Below are 21,871 nucleotides of genomic sequence, written 5' to 3'. Positions count from 1 at the left end.
TTGGCACGCTCGCCGGAAGGGTCGGACGAGCCACACCATCGCCGGGCGAGCCGCGCGATGCGAACACGGCGGACCTTTGCCGGGCAGCCCGGTCTTCGCCCATCCGGCACGGAGACCGGACCGGCGGGCCTGACGCCCGCCGGCTCGACGGGCGCCGGCGGGGCCTTTACTCGATGCCGAGATCCTTGCGCACCTTGGCGTAGTCGGCGCGCGTCGCCAGCTCGCCGCTGGTCAGGATCAGCTTGTCCGGCTCGCGGCCGTTGGCGATCCAATCGTACATGTTGGAGGCCGTCTCGTAGCCGTGGCGCTTGGGCGAGATGATGACGGTGCCGAAGAAGCCGGTGTCGGTCGGCTTCTTGAACTCGTTGATCGCCGATTCCGCGCCGCCGATGCCGACGCCGATGACGTTGGCCGCCGGAATGCCGACGCCCTCCGTCGCGCGCACGGCGCCCAGCACCGCCTCGTCGTTGAGGCCGACCGCGACCCAATGCTGAATGTCGGGATGGGCGTTCACCACCGTCGTGGCCGCGTTCAGCGCCGCTTCGGTGTCGGTCTTGGCCTGCGGCGCGTTGAAGATGTTGGCGGCGGGAAAGCCGCTCTTCTCCAGAACCGAGGTCGCCCCGGCGACGCGGTCGACGGCGGTCGGCAGCTGGTCGTAGGAGACCTTGATCGCGCCGACCTTGGCCATGTCCCAGCCGCGCTTCTTGATTTCGTCGACGATGCCCTGCCCCACCGTCTCGCCGATCTTGGTGGCGGAAATGCCCATATGCGGCACGGTTTCGATCGGCTGGCCGGCATTGTCCACCAGCCGGTCGTCCACCGTCATGACCTTCAGATCGTTGGCCGCCGCCTTGGCGACGATGCCGGGGCCGAGCTTCACGTCCGGCGTGCAGATGACGAAGCCCTGCGCGCCCTGCGCACCGAGATTGTCGATCGCGGCCTGGACCTTCTCGCCGTCCTCGGCGCCGATCTCGACCAGCGTAAAGCCCTTCTCCTTGGCCGCGGCCTGGGCGAACTTCCATTCGTCCTGAAACCACGGCTCCTCGGGCTGCTTCACGATGAAGCCGATCTTGACGTCCTGCGCGGCCGCGGCGCCCAGCGCCAGCAGCATCGCCGCGCCTGCCAGAATTGCCTGTTTGGTGAATGCCATCTTCGCCTCCCGGTGGACTGGCGCCGCTCCCACAGCGCAAGCGCATCCTAGAGAGATTCTGTCTGACCGGTCAATCGCAATGTATGACATAAATCCGTGGTTGTCTGACCCACCGAAATGGATGACAAGCGAAGTTCAATGCGGAGACCGAGCATGCCCGTTGCGCAGGAAGAGAGTGTCGCGCCCGCTTCGCGCGCAAGGTCGAAGCCCGGGTCGAAGCCTGGGCCGAGACCGAGGGTCGGGCGCGATTTCGTTGCCGCCCTGGCGCGGGCCATCGCCGAGGGGCGGTTCGCCGAAGGCTCGACCCTGCCGAGGGAGCAGGATCTCTGCGCCGAGTTCTCGATCAGCCGAACCGTGGTTCGCGAAGCCTTGAAGACGCTGGAGTCGAAAGGCGTCGTGCGCTCCCGCGCCCGGGCCGGCACGCTGGTTCGCGCGCGCGCGGACTGGAACCTCCTCGACGCCGACCTCCTCGACTGGATGGGGGACACGGTGGTGGACGCGGCCTTTCTGTCGGCGGTGCTGGAGGCGCGGCGCGCGGTCGAGCCCTTCGCGGCGGAACTCGCGGCCGAGCGCGCGACGCTGACCGACATCGCGGCCCTCAACGCCGCTTGGGAGACGATGCGCGCGTCCGAGCGCGGCCATGACGCCGCCTTCACGGCGGCCGACGCCGAGTTCCACCGCATCCTCCTGCGGGCCAGCGGCAATCTCGTCTTCGCGCAATTATCCGCGGTCATCGACGCCGCCCTCACCCGGGCGCTGGACCGTTCCAACAGTTCGGTGGCGTCGCATCTGGAAGCGGTCGCGGTGCATGGCCGGCTGGTGGAGGCCCTGCGCATGCGCGACGGCAAGGCCGCCCGCGCCGCGTCCGAACAGATGCTGGACACCGCCGCGCGCGACCTGAAGCGCCTCGTGCGGGACAGGCAGGGGTGAACCGGATGCTGCACACCCGGCCTCGTCCGGGTCGAGCCTGCAAGCACCGGCAACTTCTGGATTCGCTGCCCGGTCGAGGGGTAGAAAAAACACGCCGACGAGGGTCGCTATTCCAGTCTTTAGGGTGCGAGCGAAGAAGCGCGCGGCATCGTCGCCGCTAGGGTCCTCTTCGGCACAGTGATTCCAGCCATTCTCGTAAGTTCTTCTTACAGACAATTTTATCTGTACGTTAGAAGGTTGTGCGTAGTCTCCCCAAGATTGAAGCCATGTCCGGCGATCATCCTGACGAGATCATAATGTTCCCAAATTTTTCTTTCAGGCACAAGCTGATCGGCAGCATCGGCGTCGCACTTTGCCTCGCCCTGATTCCCTTGACCTTGGTCCTCGGACATCAAACCAAGGTTCAGTCGCACGAGAGCGCGGAGCGCGTGATGCTCGGCGAAGCGGGCAAGGCGACGAAAAGTATCGAAGCCTCGATCAACCGCCTGTCGGCCGCCGCCGGCGCGATGGCGCGCATCGCGGGCAGCGCGCATGCCAGCGGCAGCCTGTCGCGCAAGGAGCTGATCGTCGACCTGAGGGCCGCGTTCGAGCCGATCGATCTCGCCATCGGCTCGTGGTTCCTCGAAGCGCCCAGGGGCTTCGACGGGCGCAAGGAAGAGTTGGCCGGCCACGCCGAGGAAGGCGCCAACGCGAACGGCACCTTCGCCGCCTACTGGAGCCGCGACGAAAAGGGCGTTCCCCAATATGCGGCGATCGACGAGGACTACACGGCCTCGTGGTGGACGCTGCCCGCGCAAACCCAGAAGAGCGGGCTGACGCCGCCCTATTTCTACCCGGAAGGCCCGGCCAACCCGATGATGGCCAGCATCGTCTATCCCGTTCATTCGGGAGACCGGTTCATCGGCGTCGCGGGCATCGATCTCGGGGTGGACGAACTCACGCGCTTTCTCTCCGAGATGCGTCCCTACGGTGTCGGGAGTGTGCGTCTTCTCTCGTCCGACGGGCTTTGGACTGCCCATCCCGATCGCCAGCGGCTGCTCAAATCCTACGGCACCGGCGAGGGGCGCGCCGAGTTCGATCAGGCCGTCACGACCGGCACCCCGCGACTGGTCGCGGGGCTCCCCGGCGAAGACGGCGAGAGCGTCTATCGCCTCTTTGCGCCCTTCCCCCTGCCGGATCTGAACACGACCTGGGTCGCGGTGGTGGACGTTCCCGAATCCGTCATCACGGCGCCCGCCCGCCATCAGCTGATGGTTCTGGCCGGCAGCGCGCTCGCCAGCTTCCTGCTCGTGCTGGTCGGCGCGATGCTGGTGACGCGCTACGCGCTGACGAGGCCCCTTCGCCGCGTCGCCGGGCTCGCCCGTTCGATCGAAGCGGGCGACCTCTCGCGGCAGACCGACACGCACGCCCTGCCGAACGACGAGATCGGCCAGCTCGAGCGCACCATGAACACGATGAGCCATCGCCTCGCCGAGATCATGGGCGGCGTGCGCCAGTCCTCCCAGCAGGTCGCCTCGGGTTCGTCGCAGTCGGCGGTCACGGCGGAGCAGCTGTCGTCGGGCGCGAGCGAACAGGCCGCCGCCTCGGAGCAGGCCTCGGCCGCGGTGGAGGAAATGACCGCCAATGTCCGGCAGAACGCCGACAACGCCACCACGACGGAGAAGATCGCCTCGCAGGCCTCGCGAAACGCCGAGAAGACCGGCGAAGCCGTGGGCGCGTCCGTGACCGCCATCCGCACGATCACCGAGAAGATCGGCGTCATTCAGGAAATCGCCCGCCAGACCGATCTTCTGGCGCTGAACGCCGCGATCGAAGCCGCGCGCGCGGGCTCGCACGGCAAGGGCTTCGCGGTGGTGGCCTCCGAGGTGCGCAAGCTTGCCGAGCGCTCCCAGGTCGCGGCGCAGGAGATCGCGCATCTGTCGGGCAAGACGCTGGTCGTCTCCGAGGACGCCGGCCAGATGCTGGAAACGCTGGTTCCCGATATCCGCCGCACGTCGGAACTCGTCTCGGAAATTTCGGCCGCCTGCCGCGAGCAGTCGGTGGGCATCGAGCAGATCAACCAGGCGATCGGGCAGCTCGATCAGGTGACGCAGACCAACGCGGCCGCCGCCAACGAGATGGCGGCCACCGCCGGCCAATTGTCGAACGAGGCGCAGCAACTCCAGGTCGGGGCGTCCTTCTTCCGCCTGACGCAGGGCGAGGCCGAGGCGCCGAGCGCCGTGTCGGATCGCGCCACGCCCACCGTGGAACAGGCCAAGCGTCGCCACCCCGGCCCCAGCCTTCTGACCGACGAAGCGGCTTGAAAATCGAGGGCGCGGCTTTCTCAAGCCGCGCTCCGGTCCATCCCTCCCCTGTAGCGCCGCTCCCCGGTCCGGTGGCGGCCCGCTCGGTCGGGGCCGCCATCGGGCGGGATTCGACCCTTAGGGTCGAACGATCTCGGCCTTCCCCGGCATGGTGACGAGCGTCGCCGCGTCCTTCTCGATCACGGCGCGGGTGCCGTCCGGCGTCGGCGCGCCGGTCGCAAGGAAGGACAGGATGTCGTCGGCCACTTGGTCCGGCGCGTCCCATTGCACGTTGTGGCCGATGTCGCTGGTCTGGGCGCCGGAGGCCGGCAGGGGATCGACGCCGTACTGCTTCCAGACCACGGGCGTGCCATGCGCTCTGGCAGCCTTGCCCAGCACCTCCATGAGGCCGGACTGATCGGGATCGCGGGTGAAGATCGCGTCCTGCGTTCCCCAGAGCACGAGGGTCGGCACGCGCAGTTCGCCCAGCCGCTCGGTGTTGTCGACGTCGAGCAGAGCCTGCGTCGCGCCGCGCCATGTGCCGAGGCGGACATGCGCGGTTTCCTTCGTGATCGCCTGGACGAGAGCGGGGTCGGCGGCGGGATCGACATCCCAGTTGGCGGCGATCCAGGTTTCGGCGTTCGGGTCGGCGTCGAGCGGCGTCGCGCTCCACACGGCCATCGGGTCCGTCAGGCCCTTGGCGTCCAGGCCGGCCTTCCAGCTTCCGAGCACGGGCTCTTTCAGGACATAGTCGGCCAACACGGCATTCCCGGCGGTTCTGTTGCTGGACGCGACGAGAACCGTGGCCTCGATCCGCTCGGGATGCTCCAGCGCGATCTCCTGCGCCACCATCGAGCCCATGGAATGGCCGGCGAGGCTGGCCGTGCCGATCCCCTTCCCGTCCATGAACGCCAGGACATCGTCCGCGAACAGCCTTGGCGTGAAGCAGAGTTTGGGCTCCCGCGCGCAGGTCTCGGCGGCTGGCATGGCGCTTTGCCCGTGCCCTCTCAGGTCGAGCGCGACGATGTGCAGGGCCGGGTCCTTGGCGTGAAGCGCGGCCATGGTCTGCGACCAGGAGCGGGCGCTGTCCGTCAGGCCGTGGAGAAGAAGGACCGTGCGCCCGCCCGAAGGGCCGACCTCGACATAGGCCATGCGGATGCCGGTCGGCAGATCGACGAAGCACCTTGCGCCGTCGATATCGGTGCAGGCCGCCGGCGTCTCGTCGGCCCAGGCCGGCCCCAGGCCGCCGAGCTGCGGCACTACCGCAAGGCCTGAGAGGATCGCGAGCAGTCCGGTGGCATGGTTCCGCGAGCGCATGTCGGCCTCCAAGGGATCGGTGTCATGAGGCTGACATGTTTCGCGTCATCCTGTCACGGGCCATTCCCGACATCCCCTGGCATGCTGGATCGGGCGCTGAGGGCGCAAACACGCGGCAAGACGGCCGACGAGCCATTGGCCGTCCCTCCGTCGCATCCGTCACGGCCCTCCCGCGCCGCATCGCTCGCTCATCGGAAATTCCCACTCGGACCCGTGCCCGACCGAACTGGGCCACCGCTCTCCATGCTCGGATAGAGAAAACATGATGGGATCGGCCCCTTATTTTATGTTTCCGTCAATTCGTTCCTGCGCATGTACAAGTAACACATTTTCGGAGTAATGTAAGTGCGCCTAACTATCAGATCGAAAATGATCGCTGCATTCGCGGGCGTCTTGGGAATGATGGGGGCGAGCGGATATTATGGCGTCCTTAGTCTTCAGTCTTCCAACGAAAATATGCAGACCTTCGTGTCTCGGCCCTATGTACAGACCAAGCGCGCCGAGGACGCCGCGCGCAACATGCAGAGCCTCGGGCGCAGCATCAACCGGATGCTCGCGTCCAGGGATGACGCTGAGATGGCGGAAATCCGCGCGCAAATCGACGAGGGCGTCGTCCACGGGCTCAAGGTGATGGCGGACTACCGCGCCAGCCTCGGGGCCGAGACGCCCGGCGCGATCCAGATCGCCGACAGCGTGATCACGGACATGCACACCTGGCAGGGCATGGCCAACACGATGATGGACATGATGCAGAGGAACCCGACGACGCGGGCCAACGAGCTTTATGCCGGCGACGCCGTGCCTTTGATCGATGCGCTCGCCACCGACTTCTCCGAAACGCTGGAGAAGATCGACGGCGGCCTGTCGGTTCCCCCCGAGCTGCGAAGCTCGTTGGTCGCGGCTCGCCTGTCCCTGCCGCAGACCATGTATCGCCTCCTGGCCACGATCGCGGAGACAAACGAGACGCGTCTCGCCGTGGCGACGCAGAGTTTCGAAAACAGCCTCAAGAGCCTCGACATCTCCATCACCGCTTATGTCGCAGCGGCCATGGGATCGCCGATTGAAAGCGCGGCGAGCGCGCAGGCGGCGAATTGGCGCCGTCTCCAGCCAGTGATCGAGAAGATCGCCGCCTACGGGAAGGCCAACGAGGAGGCCAAGGCGAACGCGTATAATGCCGCCAAGGCGCGTCCCTTCCTTCTCGGTATCGACAAGCAGATGGACGAGATGATCGCCTCGGAAACCAAGTTCGCTCAGAGCCTGGCCGACGGCACACAGAACGAGTTCACCTCCACGCGCCATACCATGATCGTGCTGGTGGCGCTCGCCCTCCTGATGGGCGTGGGCGCCGCCATCTGGATCATCCGGTCGATCTCGAGCGGCCTCAACCTCGCCAAGCATCACGCCCGCAAGATCGGCGACGGCGACATTTCCGAGAAGATCGAGGTCAAGCACGACGACGAGATCGGCGATCTCCTCACCACCATGTGCCAGATGCGCGGCAAGCTGAACGAGACCATCGTCGCGATCCGCGAATCCTCCGCCCAGGTCTCGTCCGGCTCGACCCAGTCCGCCGCCACCGCCGAGCAGCTTTCCTCCGGCGCCACGCAGCAGGCCGCCGCCTCCGAGCAGGCCTCTGCCGCGATCGAGCAAATGAGCGCCAATGTGCGCCAGAACGCCGACAATGCCGGCACCACGGAGAAGATCGCAGCCCAGGCCTCGGTGAACGCCGAGAAGTCGGGCGCCGCCGTCGGCGCCTCGGTGGTCGCCATGCGCACCATCGCCGAGAAGATCACCGTGATCCAGGAGATCGCCCGCCAGACCGACCTTCTGGCGCTGAACGCCGCCATCGAGGCGGCCCGCGCCGGCAGCCATGGCAAGGGCTTCGCGGTGGTCGCCTCGGAGGTGCGCAAGCTCGCCGAGCGCTCCCAGATCGCCGCGCAGGAAATCGGGCAGTTGTCGACGCAGACGCTTCTGACCTCGGAAGAGGCGGGGCAGATGCTGGACGCGCTGGTGCCCGACATCCGGCGCACGGCGGAACTGGTGACGGAGATTTCGGCGGCGTGCCGGGAGCAGTCGATCGGCATCGAGCAGATCAACCAGGCGATCGGGCAGCTGGATCAGGTGACGCAGTCCAACGCCGGGGCGGCCAACGAGATGGCGGCGACGGCGAGCCAATTGTCCGCCGAGGCGGGGCGCCTGGAGGACAGCGCGGGCACGTTCAAGCTGGAGGAGACCGCGGCGGCGCGGATCGCGAAAACCGGCCGTACCGCCAGCGTCATCGAGTTGCGTCAAGCCGGGCAGACTTTGGGCGTCGGCTCCGCCACACCGAACGAGGCGCCTTCGCGCAACGCCCCTTTCAGGTCGGCTGGCGCGCTCGACACGACGCCGGACGACCGCGACGATTTCCATCGTCTGACCGCTTAAGGCGAAGCACCATTCGAAAAGGGCGGATCAGCGACCGGCTGCTCCCGGGCGGAGATGGCGCAGAACCGCCCTTTCAGCTTCCGCCTCTTCGATCCGCCCGGCAGTCTTTCCACAGCCTCTTTCCGCTCAAGCCAAAACCCAAGGGTATGTTCAGTCAATTTCAATCGTTTCCAAACTATAGGTGAGCCATCCAAACACGGAGTGCGTGCATGCGTCTCACGGTTACCGCCAAGGTTCTCCTGGCCGCCAGTGCCGTGATCGCGCTGACCGTCGGAGCGGTCACCGGCTGTCTTGCCTGGCGAAGCCTCACGGAAACCCGGGTCGCCATGCAGACGCAGGTCGACACCGGTCTTCAGCTCGCCGCCCAGGCCGTGATCTCCGAGCTTTCGCCCGTTTCCGCCAGCGCGCGCACCATGGCCAAGGTGCTGGGCGAGCGCCACGCCGCCGGGAACCGCGACCGCGCCGAACTCATCAACCAGGTCAGGATCGGCTTGGAAAGCTTCCCGCTTTCGGTCGGAAGCTGGTTCATGGAACTGCCGAACAATGCGTTCGACGGACAGTCCATCCCGGATCGGCCCGATCTCGGCTCCAGCCCCACCGGCGCGTTCACGCCGAACTGGACACGCGGCCCGGACGGCAAGTCCGTTCAGGCCCCCTACCCCATCGACTATGCCAGCCCCGCCTGGGACATCACCTATGCCGGCGGCAAGCCGGCCATGCTGGAGCCGATCATGGACCCCAGCATGCCGGACCCGATCTTCCTGACCAGCGCCATGTTTCCGGTCATGTCCGGGGACCGGCAGATCGGCGTGACGGGCATCGATCTCGGCCTCAAGGCGCTGAGCGAGACGCTCGCCCACATGACGCCGCTCGGCTCGGGCCGGGTCATGCTCCTGTCCGACAAGGGGCAGTGGATCGCTCATCCCGACCCCGCCCGCCTGACCAAGCTCTACGGGTCCGAGCCCGGCTCGGCCGAGCTGGCCGAAGCGCTTTCCGCCTCGAAGCCGACATTCGCCGAGGGGATCGACATGCCGGGGCTGGGGCCGGCCCGGCGCACCTTCCTGCCGATCGCCCTTCCCAACGTCGCGGATCGCTGGGTGGTGGTTCTCGACGTGCCGAACGCCACGCTGAATGCCCCGGTGCGGACCCAGATCGACGCCCTGATCGTCAGCGGCCTCGTTATCCTCGTGGTGACGCTGGCGCTTCTCTGGCTGCTTCTGGATCGCATCGTCCGGCGGCCCGTCGCGCGGTCGCTGCAACTGGTCGAGGCCATCGGCGCGGGCGATCTGACCCAGAGCTTCGACGTTCGCTCGAAGGACGAGATCGGCAATCTCCAGCGCTCGCTCGGCACGATGACCGATCGGCTGCGGGATGTGATCGGCAACGTCACGGCATCGGCCGCCGAGGTTTCGGCCGGGGCGGCGCGCTCCGCCACCACGTCCCAGCAGCTGTCCTCCGGCTCGACCGAACAGGCGGCGGCCTCCGAGCAGGCTTCGGCCGCCGTGGAAGAGATGACGGCTAATATCCGCCAGAACGCCGACAATGCCGCCGAGACCGAGAAGATGGCGGCCAAGGCCGCGCTCAGTGCGGCGGCCAGCGGCGAGGCGGTGGCCGGCTCGGTGGGCGCCATGCGCACGATCGCCGAGAAGATCGCCGTGGTGCAGGAGATCGCACGCCAAACCGACCTTCTGGCCCTCAACGCCGCGATCGAGGCCGCCCGCGCCGGTAGCCACGGCAAGGGCTTCGCCGTGGTGGCCTCCGAGGTTCGCAAGCTCGCCGAGCGCTCGCAGTCCGCCGCGCAGGAGATCGGGCGTCTGTCCGTGGAAACCCTCGCCTCGTCCGAGGACGCGGGGCGGATGCTGGAGCATCTGGTTCCCGAGATCCAGCGCACGGCCGAACTCGTGACCGAGATTTCGGCGGCCTGCCGCGAGCAGTCGATCGGCATCGACCAAATCAACCAGGCGATCCAGCAGTTGGATCAGGTCACGCAGACCAACGCGGGCGCCGCCACCGAGATGTCGCAGGCCGCCATGCAGCTTTCCGCCGAGGCGAACGGGCTGGAGCAGAGCGCGGCCTTCTTCAAGCTGGCGCGGCGCGACGCCAAGCCCATGAGCCGCGCCGATCGGCAGGCCTCCGTCCAGGCGCTTCAGGCCAAGGTCCAGGCTTTTCGCGAAACCCATGTCCGCGAAACCCATGTCCGCGAGCCTCAAGTCGCCAAGCGCCCCGCGCCGGCCACCCGCGAGCCGGCCCCCTCCCCCGCCGGCTTCGCCCTGGCGCTGGACGATGACGGCTTCGAGAAGCTGAGCGCCTGATCGGTCTGCTGCAACCGCGTCAGCCCGCCATCGCCTGAACCGGGCCGCCTCACGAGGCACGCCCGGCCGCGATCCGATCGCAAGCCTCGCCGGACAAACCATTCCCGTGCGGCATGACAGCACGCCCGACTAGGTGCCGAACGGGAGCGAGGCCTCTCATCCCCTGGCGAGGCCGATGCGCCATTGGTCGAGGGCAGCGTTTCCTCGACCGCAAAGCGGCCGACGATCCGGTCCTTATGGAGGCGCGGTTTTCGGGACGAGAGCGTGCGGGCGTTTTGCCAGTGCCGCTCCAGCGCGGCGGGCTTGCGCGTGGCCGAGGCGTCGAGTGCGTCGCGTGCGTCGAAGACGATCTTGGAAACGTCGGGCACCGGACCGGACACCACCGTCAGCGCCTGGGACACGTCGAGTTCGGCGATGGCGATGGCGCGCTCCTCCGCCTCCTCGCCGCCGGCGAGATGGAGCTGGAAGATCCGCTCCACCCTGCGGGCGACCTGCAGGACGGTGGCGCCCGCCATATAGGCGTTTGCAGGAATGCGCCCGACGGACCTGCGGGTCCCGGGACGAGCGTGATGCCGTCCTCGCCCGCTAGCCCAACCCGGAGGCCGGCGTTACAAACCGGCGAGGCGAACAGGGGCGGTGCGGATGATCTGGCGAGTTGGATGGCTGGCCCTGGCGATGATCGGTCTCGCCGCTCCATCGGCGAAGGCCGACGCCTGCGCGCCGGACCGTTTCGAGGACGCCGACTATGTCGTCTGCACGATCGACCCGGCCGTGTCGGACCTGCGCCTGTTCTGGCGGGACCGCGACGGCGCGCCCTTTCGCAGCTTCGGCAATCTGGCGCGCTCAGTGGAGGCCGAGGGAAGGAAGCTCACCTTCGCGATCAATGCCGGCATGTACGGGACCGACTTCACGCCCGTCGGCCTTTATGTCGAGAACGGCGAGGAGCTGCGGCCGGCGGACACCACGACGATGGACCGGCCGGCGCGCGAGGTCCCGAATTTCTACAAGCAGCCCAATGGCGTCTTCTTCCTCGGCGAGAAGGGCGCGGGCATTCTTCCCACGGCCGAGTTCACGCGAAAGCCGCCGAGCGCGCGCTTCGCGACCCAGTCCGGCCCCATGCTCGTCATCGAGAGCGAGTTGCACCCGGCCCTCATTCCCGGCTCCACCGACCGGACGCGGCGCAGCGGCGTCGGCGTCTGCGACGGCGGGCAGGTCCGCTTCGCGATCAGCGAGACGGGCGTGAACTTCCATGATTTCGCGCGGCTCTTCCGCGATCATCTGGCCTGCCCCAACGCGCTGTTTCTCGACGGCGGCAACGGCGCCGGGCTCTATTCCCCGACGCTCGGGCGCAACGACGCCTCCTGGCATGGCGGATATGGACCCATCCTCGGGCTGGTGGAATAGCGATCGGCTCGAAGGCACAAGTCGGATGGCCGTGTGATGACGCACTGCACAATCGGATGATGAAATAGGCAGCTAACGGACAGCGCCGGAGCAGCGAGGCCCCGCGAAAGCGGCCTCGCGCTCTTGGCACGGTGCTTGCACTCCACCGTTGTATGCAAGACGCCTCGCCCTCTTCCCTCTCGCCGCTTTCGATCGACGCCACGATTCTGGGCTCGATCCTGGCGCGCCGCCTGCGCCCCGGCTCGCGCCTCGGCGAGGGCGAGATGGCGGCTTTGTTCAGCGTGTCGCGCACCCTGGTGCGCGAGGCGATGATGCGGCTGGAAGCACGCCATATCGTGGAGGTGCGCCCCCGGCGCGGCTGGTTCGTGTGCGAGCCCTCGGCGGAAGAGGCCAAGCGCGTGTTCGAGGCGCGCCGCGCCGTGGAGGCCGGGCTGATGCGCATCATGCCCCCGCTCGGGGCCGCGCACCGCGCGCGGCTGCACTCGCATCTCGCCGAGGAGCGCGCCGCCATGGAGGCGGGCGACCATCCCCGCCTCGTCTGCCTGATGGGCGACTTCCACATCCGCCTCGTGGAGATCACCGGCAACCCGGTGCTCAGCGAGATCCTGCGCGACCTCACCGCCCGCACGATCCTGATCTCGATGCTCTACCAGTCGCGAACCCATGCCGAGCAGTCGCATCTCGGTCATTGCCGCATCGTCGAGGCGCTGGAGCGCGGCGACCGCGAGGCCGCCTGCGACCTCGCCCTGCGCCATCTCGACGAAGTGGAAGCCGGCCTCGACCTCGACCTCTCGGCCGATCCGCTCGCCGACCTGCGCCGCTCTCTAGACCCCGGCGGCAGCCTCGCCGCCCCCTCCCCTTCCTCCCTTCCCCGCTAGAAAGGCACCCTTCATGATCCACCGCCGCTCGCTTCTCGCCGCCGGCCTCGCGCTCGCCGGCCTTGCCGCCTTCGCCCTGCCGGCCTCGGCCGACGCGCTCACCGACATCCAGAGCCGGGGCACGCTGCGCGTCGCCGTGCCCCAGGATTTCCCGCCCTTCGGCTCGGTCGGCCTCGACATGAGCCCGCAGGGCTACGACATCGACACGGCCAAGCTGATCGCCGACAAGATGGGCGTGAAGCTCGAACTGACGCCCGTCACCTCGGCCAACCGCGTGCCCTTCCTCCAGACCGGCAAGGTGGATCTCGTGATCTCCTCGCTCGGCAAGAACCCGGACCGCGAGAAGGTGATCGACTTCTCCACCGCCTATGCCCCCTTCTACAACGGCGTGTTCGGCCCGGCCGATCTCGCCGCGCCCGACGCGGCCGCCCTGTCGGGCAAGGTGATCGGCGTCACGCGCGGCGCGGTGGAGGATCTGGAGCTGACCAAGATCGCCCCGGCCGACGCGGTGCTGAAGCGCTACGAGGACAACAACGGCACGATCTCGGCCTTCCTGTCGGGCCAGGTGCAGCTGGTCGCCACCGGCAATGTGGTGGCCGCCGCGATCATCGAGCGCAACCCGCCCAAGCGCCCGGAGATGAAGTTCCTGATCAAGAACTCGCCCTGCTATATCGGCCTCGCCAAGGGCGCGGACGCGCTGAAGGCCAAGGTGGACGAGATCGTCGCCGAGGCCAAGGCCGACGGCTCGCTCAACGCCATCGCCCAGAAGTGGCTGAAGACCGACCTGCCGGCGGACCTGTAACCCCGCGCCGCCGCCCTCCTCTCGCCGATCCGCGCCCGCCCGGCGCGGGTCGGCCCCTCCCGTCTTCGTTCGAGCCCAGAGGCCCCGCCTCATGCCCTATCAGTTCGACTTCTCCTGGCTGGCGGAATATTGGCCGGTGCTTCTTCACGGCGTGCGCGTCACGCTCCAGCTCATCCTGGTCGGCGGCGCGCTCGGCATTTCGGTCGGCATCGCCTGCGCCTGGGCGCGCGCGCTCGGCCCCAAGGCGCTACGCTGGCCGGTCTCGGCCTATGTCGAGCTGATCCGCAACACGCCCTTCCTGATCCAGCTCTTCTTCGTCTTCTTCGGCCTGCCGGGCCTGGGGCTGCAGATGAGCGAGATGAGCGCGGCCTATCTCGCCATGACGATCAATCTCGGCGCCTACGCCTGCGAGATCATCCGCGCCGGCATCGAGGCGACGCCCAAGGGCCAGTTCGAGGCGGGCGGAAGCTTGGCCATGACGCGCTTGCAGACCTTCCGCCATGTCGTGCTCGTGCCCTCGCTCCAGCGCATCTGGCCGGCGCTCTCCTCGCAGGTCGTGATCGTCATGCTGGGCTCCGCCGTGGTCTCGCAGATCGCCGCCGAGGACCTGACCTTAGCCGCCAACTTCATCCAGTCGCGCAACTTCCGGGCCTTCGAGACCTATCTCGTCTCCACCCTCGTCTATCTCGCGCTCGCCATCCTGGCGCGCCGCGCCATGGGTCTGCTCGGCACGGCGCTGTTTCCCAAGCGGAGGCCCGCATGATCGAGTTTTCCACCTGGGACATCCTGCGCAATCTCCTGCTCGCAGCGCGCTGGACCGTCGTGCTCTCGCTCGTTTCCTTTTTCGGCGGCGGGCTGGTCGGGCTTCTCGTCCTGTTCGGGCGCATCTCGCCGGCCCGCGCGGTGCGCCGCGCGTCCCTAGCCTATATCGAGCTGTTCCAAGGCACGCCGCTGCTGATGCAGCTCTTTCTCATTTTCTTCGGGCTCGGAATGTTCGGGGTGGACGTGCCGGCCTGGCTCGCCGCCGGCTCGGCGCTGACGCTCTGGAGCGCGGCCTTCCTTGCCGAGATCTGGCGCGGCTGCGTGGAAGCGGTCGCCAAGGGACAGTGGGAGGCTTCGGCGAGTCTCGGCATGGGCCGCCTTCAGCAGATGCGCCACGTCATCCTGCCCCAGGCGCTGCGCGTCGCCGTGCCGCCGACGGTCGGCTTCTCCGTGCAGGTGGTGAAGGGCACGGCGCTCACCTCCATCATCGGCTTCACCGAACTGTCCAAGGCCGGGACGGTCGTCACCAACGCCACGTTCCAGCCCTTCACCGTCTACGGGCTCGTCGCGCTCATCTACTTCGCGCTGTGCTGGCCGCTGTCGAAATCCTCGCAGATCCTCGAAAGGAAGCTCAATGTCGCTCATCGCGGTCACTGAGGTCAAAAAGCGCTTCGGATCGAACGAGGTCCTGAAGGGCATCAATCTCGACGTGCAGCCCGGCGAGGTCATCGCCATCATCGGCAAGAGCGGCTCGGGCAAGTCCACCCTGCTTCGCTGCGTCAACGGGCTGGAGACGATCGACGAGGGCTCGATCCTGGTGGCCGGCGCGCAGCTCCTGCCGGACGAGGTGCATCTCAAGGCCCTGCGGCTGAAAGTCGGCATGATCTTTCAGCAGTTCAACCTGTTCCCTCACCTCTCGGCCGGGCGCAACGTGATGCTGAGCCAGAGCGTGGTGAAGAAGACACCCAAGGCCGAGGCCGAGGCGATGGCCCGGCGGCAGCTGGAGCGGGTGGGCCTCGCCCACAAGTTCGATAGCTATCCCGACGAGCTTTCCGGCGGCCAGCAGCAGCGCGTCGCCATCGCCCGCGCGCTCGCCATGCAGCCGATCGCGCTCCTGTGCGACGAAATCACCTCGGCGCTCGATCCAGAACTCGTGGCCGAGGTCCTGGCCGTGGTGCGCGAACTGGCGGCCGAGGGCATGACGCTGATGATGGTGACGCACGAGATGAAGTTCGCCCGCGAGGTCGCCTCGCGCGTCGTCTTCATGCACGAGGGCCGCGTCCACGAGATCGGCCCGCCGGAGGAATTGTTCGGCCAGCCGCGCACGCCGGAATTGCAGCGCTTCCTCGGCGTCGCGCAGGGGTGAAGGTCGCGCCGGCCCTTAGGCGGAAGGGTCAGGCCGCGTCGTCGTTGAGTGAAGAGGCCGCGACGGCGACGATCCGGTTTCGCCCGGCGTTCTTGGCCTCGTAGAGAGCAAGGTCGGCGTCACGCATCAGGCTTTCCTGGTGGTGCCGCCTCCCCTCACCGAGACTCGCCGTCACGAGGCCGACGCTCAGCGTGACCCGGTCGGCGACACGCGAGCCGGGGTTCGACAGGTTCATCCGGTCGAGATCCCGCATCAGGCTCTCGACCGCGCGCGTGGCCGCTTCCGCCCCCGCGCCGGGCAGGAGAGCCAGGAACTCCTCGCCGCCGATCCGTCCGCAGACGGCGCCGCTCGTTCGGGCGAAGTCCGAAAACAGCGAGCCGACCGATCGCAGCGCCTCGTCGCCGGAGGCATGGCCCAGCGTGTCGTTGAGCTTCTTGAAGTCGTCGATGTCGATCATGGCGACCGACAGCACCGTGCCCGGGCGCGCTTCCCCGATCAGCCGGGCGAATTCGTCGGTTATGGCCTTGCGGTTGCGCAGGCCGGTCAGCGCGTCGGTATGCGCCATTTCTCTCATCAACCGCTTGCTGTGAGCCTCTCTCAGCCTCGACAGGGTCGCCCGGATCTGCCGGCGGTTGATCTGATATCGCGCCCAGATGACGACGACGCTGATCGCGCTGCAATAGAGCGTGAACAGGAAGCCCGACGCGCCGTCCACGGCGGGGTTGATGGACTGGCTGACCACGAAGCAGACGTTGAGGACGAAGGTGACCAGGGCCATCCAGGGCGTGGTCAACGGCAAGAGAACGAGACCCGTGGTCATGCCGAAGAAGCCGACGAGAACGAAGCGTTCGAAGTTCGGGCCGCCGACCCGGTGCCCTGTCATGATGGCCGCGATCATCACCACGAAGGCGAACAGGGAGGCGGAGGCGTTCTGCATCCATTCCAACCGGGGATGGCGCCAGGCCCGCAGTGCCAAGGCCAGCGCCAGCGTGGTCAGAACCCCATGCCCGGCGACGATAGCCGTGACGGCATAAGGGGCGAGACTGTAGTCGAACGGGATCGACAGCCACATGATCACCGTCACGCACCAGAAGAGATGTGTGGCATCCTGGCGGTTGTCCCGCCAGGCGACCAATCGGCAGATCGCGGCGAGCGGCGCCGACAGCCTGGAGATCCTTCCGCCTTCCTGGCTTTTTCGCTCGAACTCGCTCCAAAGCCCTTCGGCCGCGATGCGCCGAAGCGCGGCCTCGACGCTCAAGCCGTTCGCGAGTTCTTTGCGATCGACAGCCGAATCCTCGGCCTGCGAAGGCGTGATCAAGGACGAGCCGGCAGCAGCTGACATCGATGCGCATAACCCCTGACGATTTCCACTTGAGGTAGCCGAGCGAGCTTAATATTTCGGTCACAGCTAACCTGTGTCCCGTCCCACCCAGTCGCGCGCCCAGGCGCGCGCCATTCGCCGGGCGAGGCCCTCCGGTGGGACCGACCGGGTTCAGAAGACCTTGCGTCTCGAAGCGATCGACGTCCACCAATCGGTCCACCACACCCCGCGTGTCGGCGAGCGAGATACTGCGGTCGATGCGCAGAACATGAAGCATGTTCCCTCGGCGGACCTGCTGGCCTTCCGACACCTTCGGCTCCAAGAGCCAGCCGGGTTGAGAGGACAGCGGTTCAGGCCACGGGAAAGTGCCGCGTGTCTGGACCAGAGGCGCGAAGCAGACGAACACAGACGACGAAGGCGAGAGAAGCCGAGGCAACGCTCTGGATTAATATCGAGCATAGGACGCCGACATTCCCGAGCCAGGGGTGCCGACGCAGGCTTGAAGGTTCACGGGCCGCGCCGGCTCAAGGAAACCGTTCAATTGCACCGTACTTTATCAATTGGAACAGGCTTCCGGAATTTAAAAATAACCCGATCACATCAACTGGTTATTTCTCGAAAGAAGTTGATATTTATTGTCAATAAATGGGATATTTACTTGTATTTATATATGCGTCATTGGAAGGGCCGAACTGCTTTTAGCACCTCAATGAGGACCTGACGACCTTATGTCAGCGAAGTAGCTCAGCAGCCTGCCTCTTGTCTGACTATAGCCAGGAGCCTCGTTCTAACACGTTTGTCCTAATTCGCTTTGGAAGGCAGGCACTTCGTTCGCGAGACGAGATCACACGTGATCGACAGCGTTAGCGGCGGCATGCTGCTCCGGAGCGTACGACGATTGGTCGAGTTCGATCCCAACATCTGCCGATCGGAAATCGATCACCCCGGATCGTGGGCCGGATAAGCTAGAGAAATTGCGGCATTCCGAAAGCCGGCAGCGGCAACAGCTGATGCAAGTAGGTCTCTAACTGAGAGAGCGAAGCGATGATGAGACGACTAAACGTTAAAACGCAGGTCCTCGGACATCAGCCCGAACCATCTCGTCTGGAGCGAAGAGGACTCTCTCGTTTCGGCTGACGTGGGGATCACTCACACGCCGAGGGTTAAACGATGGCCTAGAGATGAGAGGTCGAGCGCAGACGCGGAGTCCGACAGCCTCGGCAGACTCGGATCGAAGTCTTACATTGGCAACGCGAACCAAGCCCCTACTGCCCTGCCCTCCGGCTTAGTCGAATATCATGCTGAATTCTGGTAGCGCGCTTCCACATCTCGCTGGCGATCCGGCCGGATACGAAGAAGGCGCGTCCGTCCCCTTTCCACCAACGAATGGCCCGGGTGCGTCTGGCCTTTCACAGGGTCGCGGATCAGCCATGGTGGGACAGCCCTTCGCTTGACCAAACCGGCGCACCTTCGTAGCCGCCCTACCCGCCGAAAGATCAGAGCTCAAACTCCCCTCGTATAGCTCGAGCTCTTCGGAAGAGACTTGTCCGTCGCAGAGATAAATCGCGCCTGCGCCGGATCATGGGCGAAGCCGCATCGAGGGCTTCCCAAGATATCCTCTCGGGCCACCCACCTGAGCATGGGCGGATAGCTGGCGTGCAGTGCCCTGCAGGCTTCCCGGAGGGTATATCACTATTGCCTAACTTCAGGCCCTAGACCGGACATGGACGATTAGATGGGATGCGACTTGCGCCATTGGCAGCGTCTGCGGATCGTGTCTTTCATGTCGGGTCCGGTGGCTGACAATCACCGTTGAAGCACATGGGCAGGCAGTGGCCAGGAAAAGGAGAAGTGCGATCAAGCGCTGGGCACTCTCAGAACAGACGTGGTCACTCTCTTTCATGCGCGCGACATATGCCGTCAATCGACCGAAGCAGTTCATCATCGCCGATAGAAAAGCTGACAACGCTCCGAACCTCGGCTTCGCCGCAAAGCTATGGCGGTGGGGCCGCCCCAATTTTCGAGTTTGGGAAAGGCACCGCGGGCCGTACTAGAACATATGAGTGCTGTGCCAGTCGCGACATCGGAGCAGGCCGTAAGCCTTATGACTTCCTAACTGGCAATCACATTCGAGCAGCGCAACCGCAGCGTAAGATGCCCGGGGCGCCTCAGATATGTTCCGGCTGTTTGACCCGCCATCGGCACTGAGCTGGCACTGTCGCCAACTGAACCTGGCTTCGCATAAGGCTGGCCCGCTTCGCGGGTTTTGGGACTGGCCCGCCCTTCCAGCTCAACCGAGTCTTAGCGCGAGACTTGAGCGGATCTACCAGCTCAGGCCGGACCAAAACCTTGGCAGCTGCCAAGGTTGTCCCGTTTCAGCGATCGCCGCGCCGCGTCTGCCAAGCCTCGAACCGACGGGTGAGATCGGGCAGCTCGTCGCGCAGGAAGCGGTCCCAGTCGTCGGCCATCGCCTTTTCAGCGGTCAGCTGAAAATTGCCTCGGCCGAACTGCGCCTTGGCGAGAAGCCGGCCTTTCGCGTCGCGCAGATCGACGGACTTGTCAGCCGTCGCAACTGCGTCGCGGAGCAGCGTGAGCGCCGTTTGGAGACGGCCGTCGGAGGTGGAAACCTTGGCAGCTGCCAAGGTTTCGGGGAGACGGGCGAGACGAGCAGGGCGCTCGGCCGCCAGTTTGGCAATTTCCACCCAGCGCGGACGCCCGGCCTTGGGCGCGCGGCCGATCAGGCGAATGGTCTCGGGCGGCAGGGCGCGCAGCACGGCGCGAAAGCGTGCAAGTTCCGGGTCGTCGATGCCGAGTGCGGCGCGGATATCGCGCGCCTTCAGCCCAGCCCGGTCCAGAGTCGCGGCGAAGCTCGCGCGCTCGATCCAGGTCAGATCCTGCCGTTCGGCATTCTCGATGCCTTGAGAGACCGCGACCTCGGCGTCGGTCTTCTCCACCACGATGGCGCGCAGCGGACGGCCGAGATCGGAAGCGGCGCGCCAGCGGCGGTGCCCATAGACGAGCTGGAAGCGGCCGGGCTTGCTCGGATGCGGACGCACTTCGGCCGGAACCTTCTGCCCTTCCTCGGCGAAGCGCGCGCGAAAGCGCACGAAGTCGGCCTCGTCGTCTTCCGGCATGCGGTCCTGAAAGGGCGAGGGGTCGATCAGGGCAGTGTCGATCTCGCGCGCGCCCCCCGCCTCGACCAGCGCCTGAAGCCGATCGCGCTCCTCCCTCAGTTCGGCGATGGAGCGCTGCGTTGCGCCTATCACCGAAGCGCCGACGCGCTGAGCCAAGCCGCTGACCGGCGGCGTCACGGCTGCGGTCGGGGAAGGGGGTGAAGCCGTCGCGACGGTTGGGGCGGGAGCAGCTGGCGCTGGCCCCTGAACCGATCCCCCGCGCTCGTCGCCGGCAGTCCCGGTCGCGGGCGCTGTGACCTCGGGAGCTTTCGGCTCCGTGCCGAAGGAGGCGAAATTGGCGATGATGGATTTGCGCGGTGGCTTGGTCATGCCCGGCCCCAGGACTGCGTGATGAGTTCGAGAATGCGCTGGTTGACGGCGTCCATGGATTCCCGCGCGCGTTTCACCGTGCTTGCGCCGATATTGCCGGGCTCCAGTTCGTAGAGCGTGCGTTTGGCAAGGCCCGCCGTCTCGATCGCCGCGCTCTCCACGGCAGTTGGCAGCAGCACGTCCTCGCCGAACAGGCTGCGCAGCATGGCGACGACATGAACCTGCGACTGGTCGTTGGGGTCATGGCGCGTAATGAGATAGCGCAGGAAATTCTGGCTGAGGCTAGCACCGGCATCCCGCACCACGCCGATGAGATCGCCCATCATCAGAAGAAACTGGCTCATGGACATGACATCCAGCATGGCGGGATGAACGGTAACGAGCAGGCCGGTCGAGGCGTAGATAGCGCCGAGCGTGAGAAAGCCGAGGGAAGGGGGGGTATCGAGAAGCACGATGTCGTAATCGTTTTCGACCTCGCCGATCGCCAGTCGAAGCCGCTCGAAGAAGACGGTCTGCGCGGCGCCCGCGCCGCCCGACAGCGAGCGCGGCGTCTCGTGCTCGTATTCCATCACCTCGATATTGCCGGGCACGAGGTCGATACCGGTAAAGTAAGTCGGACGAATGATCTCGCGCATGGGCCGGCGCGCCTCGTCGTAGCGCAGCGTGGCATAGATCGTCTCGTTGTGGCCGACATCCATCTCCGGCTGAAAGCCGAACATGGCCGAAAGCGAGGCCTGCGGATCCAGATCGATCGCCAGCACGCGGTAGCCCGCGAGCGCGAGATAATGAGCGAGATGGGCGCTGGTGGTCGTCTTGGCGCTGCCGCCCTTGAAGTTGGCGATCGAGAGGATCTGGATCGCCTCGCCCTCACGCCGGCGCGGCTGAAAGCGCAGGGCCTCCGCCGGCTTCTGCTGGGCGAAAAGCTCGCGCAGCTCGTTCACCTGCGAGAGCGTATAGGCGCGGTGATTGTTCTCGAGCCGGGCCGGGGTCGGCCCCTTGCCCTCGATCGAGAGGGTGCGCAGCGTCGATTCCGGGATCGAGGTCAGTTTCGACACTTCATGCGTCATGAAGAACCGGAGGCTCTTGCGGGCGTCGGGCGGATACATCTGCTGGCGCCGGGCCTGCAGCTCGGCGGAGAGAATCGCCCCATGCCGGACAACCTTGTCGGCGGGATCTTCGTCGAGAATCGGGACGGCAGGCACGGTCATGGGCGGTAAAAGGTCCTTCTGACGGATCGTACCCAGTTTTTATAGCATATGCCGTCGAGACGTAAGGTCCGGACAGGCTGGGAAAGACGCGCCGCGCCAGCTTGGCGACAGGTTATTTGTTATCAACGGGTTAACGAGATTTTCGCCCCGTTTTGCGGCGCCGTTCGCGTCCGGTTTCTCCACTTTTTCTCCCCCATTTATGCCCCGACGGA

General features: G+C 66.3%; 17 protein-coding genes. 11 read left to right on the top strand and 6 right to left on the bottom strand.

The annotated features are described in order from the left end of the window. Positions 1-166: 166 nt before the first annotated feature. The gene (locus M673_RS21155; protein ID WP_061978728.1) at positions 167-1,150 is read right to left on the bottom strand and encodes an arabinose ABC transporter substrate-binding protein; all 984 of its coding nucleotides are present in this window, start codon (positions 1,148-1,150) and stop codon (positions 167-169) included. Positions 1,151-1,303: 153 nt separating this feature from the next. On the opposite strand from M673_RS21155, the gene M673_RS21150 reads away from it, so the two are divergent. Beyond that, on the top strand, positions 1,304-2,080 hold the full coding sequence (locus tag M673_RS21150) for a FadR/GntR family transcriptional regulator (RefSeq protein WP_061978727.1): 777 nt from the start codon (positions 1,304-1,306) through the stop codon (positions 2,078-2,080). A 431-nt stretch (positions 2,081-2,511) separates the two neighbouring features. Next, positions 2,512-4,383, top strand: a complete 1,872-nt coding sequence (locus tag M673_RS21145) for a methyl-accepting chemotaxis protein (RefSeq protein WP_244493099.1) — start codon at positions 2,512-2,514, stop codon at positions 4,381-4,383. Between the two features lie 117 nt (positions 4,384-4,500). On the opposite strand, the gene M673_RS21140 is transcribed toward M673_RS21145, so the two are convergent. Beyond that, positions 4,501-5,679, bottom strand: a complete 1,179-nt coding sequence (locus M673_RS21140; protein WP_082640041.1) for an alpha/beta fold hydrolase — start codon at positions 5,677-5,679, stop codon at positions 4,501-4,503. A 345-nt stretch (positions 5,680-6,024) separates the two neighbouring features. Here M673_RS21140 and M673_RS21135 point away from each other — a divergent pair, with 345 nt between their 5' ends. Both M673_RS21135 and M673_RS23830 read left to right on the top strand, forming a co-directional pair. Beyond that, entirely contained in the window at positions 6,025-8,103 is a 2,079-nt protein-coding gene (locus M673_RS21135; RefSeq protein WP_274534687.1) for a HAMP domain-containing methyl-accepting chemotaxis protein, read from the top strand. 209 nt (positions 8,104-8,312) lie between these two features. Then, a complete protein-coding gene (locus M673_RS23830; protein WP_061978723.1) occupies positions 8,313-10,415 on the top strand; it encodes a methyl-accepting chemotaxis protein in 2,103 nt (700 codons plus the stop codon). Here the strand turns inward: M673_RS23830 and M673_RS23825 are convergent. After that, positions 10,310-10,930 carry a hypothetical protein gene (locus M673_RS23825; protein WP_082639964.1) on the bottom strand — a complete coding sequence of 207 codons (621 nt, stop codon included), beginning with the start codon at positions 10,928-10,930 and terminating at the stop codon, positions 10,310-10,312. The genes M673_RS23830 and M673_RS23825 overlap by 106 nt on opposite strands. Before the next feature lie 160 nt (positions 10,931-11,090). On the opposite strand from M673_RS23825, the gene M673_RS21120 reads away from it, so the two are divergent. From M673_RS21120 to M673_RS21095, 6 genes are all read left to right on the top strand, one after another. Then, on the top strand, positions 11,091-11,819 hold the full coding sequence (locus M673_RS21120) for a phosphodiester glycosidase family protein (RefSeq protein WP_061978948.1): 729 nt from the start codon (positions 11,091-11,093) through the stop codon (positions 11,817-11,819). A gap of 152 nt (positions 11,820-11,971) precedes the next feature. Next, the gene (locus M673_RS21115; RefSeq protein ID WP_061978721.1) at positions 11,972-12,697 is read left to right on the top strand and encodes a GntR family transcriptional regulator; all 726 of its coding nucleotides are present in this window, start codon (positions 11,972-11,974) and stop codon (positions 12,695-12,697) included. Positions 12,698-12,710: 13 nt separating this feature from the next. Next, positions 12,711-13,499, top strand: coding sequence for a transporter substrate-binding domain-containing protein (locus M673_RS21110; RefSeq protein WP_061978720.1), 789 nt, complete (start codon positions 12,711-12,713; stop codon positions 13,497-13,499). A gap of 91 nt (positions 13,500-13,590) precedes the next feature. After that, positions 13,591-14,262, top strand: a complete 672-nt coding sequence (locus tag M673_RS21105; protein WP_061978719.1) for an amino acid ABC transporter permease — start codon at positions 13,591-13,593, stop codon at positions 14,260-14,262. Next, positions 14,259-14,918: an amino acid ABC transporter permease gene (locus M673_RS21100; protein ID WP_061978718.1), complete on the top strand. Its 660-nt coding sequence runs from the start codon at positions 14,259-14,261 to the stop codon at positions 14,916-14,918. The genes M673_RS21105 and M673_RS21100 overlap by 4 nt, the downstream gene beginning before the upstream one ends. After that, positions 14,896-15,627 (top strand): amino acid ABC transporter ATP-binding protein, encoded by a 732-nt coding sequence (locus M673_RS21095; protein ID WP_061978717.1) that lies wholly within the window; start codon positions 14,896-14,898, stop codon positions 15,625-15,627. The genes M673_RS21100 and M673_RS21095 overlap by 23 nt, the downstream gene beginning before the upstream one ends. 28 nt (positions 15,628-15,655) lie before the next feature. On the opposite strand, the gene M673_RS21090 is transcribed toward M673_RS21095, so the two are convergent. Next, the gene (locus tag M673_RS21090) at positions 15,656-16,699 is read right to left on the bottom strand and encodes a GGDEF domain-containing protein (RefSeq protein ID WP_187301364.1); all 1,044 of its coding nucleotides are present in this window, start codon (positions 16,697-16,699) and stop codon (positions 15,656-15,658) included. On the opposite strand from M673_RS21090, the gene M673_RS24730 reads away from it, so the two are divergent. Continuing rightward, positions 16,698-16,988 carry a hypothetical protein gene (locus M673_RS24730; protein WP_187301363.1) on the top strand — a complete coding sequence of 97 codons (291 nt, stop codon included), beginning with the start codon at positions 16,698-16,700 and terminating at the stop codon, positions 16,986-16,988. The genes M673_RS21090 and M673_RS24730 overlap by 2 nt on opposite strands. 2,335 nt (positions 16,989-19,323) lie before the next feature. On the opposite strand, the gene repB is transcribed toward M673_RS24730, so the two are convergent. Together repB and repA are read right to left on the bottom strand one after the other, a co-directional pair. Further along, positions 19,324-20,451, bottom strand: coding sequence for a plasmid partitioning protein RepB (gene repB / locus M673_RS21085; RefSeq protein WP_061978715.1), 1,128 nt, complete (start codon positions 20,449-20,451; stop codon positions 19,324-19,326). Then, positions 20,448-21,659, bottom strand: coding sequence for a plasmid partitioning protein RepA (gene repA / locus M673_RS21080; RefSeq protein WP_061978714.1), 1,212 nt, complete (start codon positions 21,657-21,659; stop codon positions 20,448-20,450). Before repA ends, repB begins: the two co-directional genes overlap by 4 nt. Positions 21,660-21,871: the final 212 nt, after the last annotated feature.

The organism is Aureimonas sp. AU20, assembly GCF_001442755.1.
GTDB lineage: Bacteria > Pseudomonadota > Alphaproteobacteria > Rhizobiales > Rhizobiaceae > Aureimonas.
This window is presented reverse-complemented; position numbering and strand designations above follow the sequence as displayed.

What these genes read in the sequence shown, in the direction of transcription:
- M673_RS21155 (WP_061978728.1), bottom strand. Translation starts at nt 1,150, where the DNA reads ATGGCATTCACCAAACAGGCAATTCTGGCAGGCGCGGCGATGCTGCTG.
- M673_RS21150 (WP_061978727.1), top strand. Translation starts at nt 1,304, where the DNA reads ATGCCCGTTGCGCAGGAAGAGAGTGTCGCGCCCGCTTCGCGCGCAAGG.
- M673_RS21145 (WP_244493099.1), top strand. Translation starts at nt 2,512, where the DNA reads ATGCTCGGCGAAGCGGGCAAGGCGACGAAAAGTATCGAAGCCTCGATC.
- M673_RS21140 (WP_082640041.1), bottom strand. Translation starts at nt 5,679, where the DNA reads ATGCGCTCGCGGAACCATGCCACCGGACTGCTCGCGATCCTCTCAGGC.
- M673_RS23830 (WP_061978723.1), top strand. Translation starts at nt 8,313, where the DNA reads ATGCGTCTCACGGTTACCGCCAAGGTTCTCCTGGCCGCCAGTGCCGTG.
- M673_RS23825 (WP_082639964.1), bottom strand. Translation starts at nt 10,930, where the DNA reads ATGGCGGGCGCCACCGTCCTGCAGGTCGCCCGCAGGGTGGAGCGGATC.
- M673_RS21120 (WP_061978948.1), top strand. Translation starts at nt 11,091, where the DNA reads ATGATCGGTCTCGCCGCTCCATCGGCGAAGGCCGACGCCTGCGCGCCG.
- M673_RS21115 (WP_061978721.1), top strand. Translation starts at nt 11,972, where the DNA reads ATGCAAGACGCCTCGCCCTCTTCCCTCTCGCCGCTTTCGATCGACGCC.
- M673_RS21110 (WP_061978720.1), top strand. Translation starts at nt 12,711, where the DNA reads ATGATCCACCGCCGCTCGCTTCTCGCCGCCGGCCTCGCGCTCGCCGGC.
- M673_RS21105 (WP_061978719.1), top strand. Translation starts at nt 13,591, where the DNA reads ATGCCCTATCAGTTCGACTTCTCCTGGCTGGCGGAATATTGGCCGGTG.
- M673_RS21100 (WP_061978718.1), top strand. Translation starts at nt 14,259, where the DNA reads ATGATCGAGTTTTCCACCTGGGACATCCTGCGCAATCTCCTGCTCGCA.
- M673_RS21095 (WP_061978717.1), top strand. Translation starts at nt 14,896, where the DNA reads ATGTCGCTCATCGCGGTCACTGAGGTCAAAAAGCGCTTCGGATCGAAC.
- M673_RS24730 (WP_187301363.1), top strand. Translation starts at nt 16,698, where the DNA reads ATGATCACCGTCACGCACCAGAAGAGATGTGTGGCATCCTGGCGGTTG.
- M673_RS21090 (WP_187301364.1), bottom strand. Translation starts at nt 16,699, where the DNA reads ATGTGGCTGTCGATCCCGTTCGACTACAGTCTCGCCCCTTATGCCGTC.
- repB (WP_061978715.1), bottom strand. Translation starts at nt 20,451, where the DNA reads ATGACCAAGCCACCGCGCAAATCCATCATCGCCAATTTCGCCTCCTTC.
- repA (WP_061978714.1), bottom strand. Translation starts at nt 21,659, where the DNA reads ATGACCGTGCCTGCCGTCCCGATTCTCGACGAAGATCCCGCCGACAAG.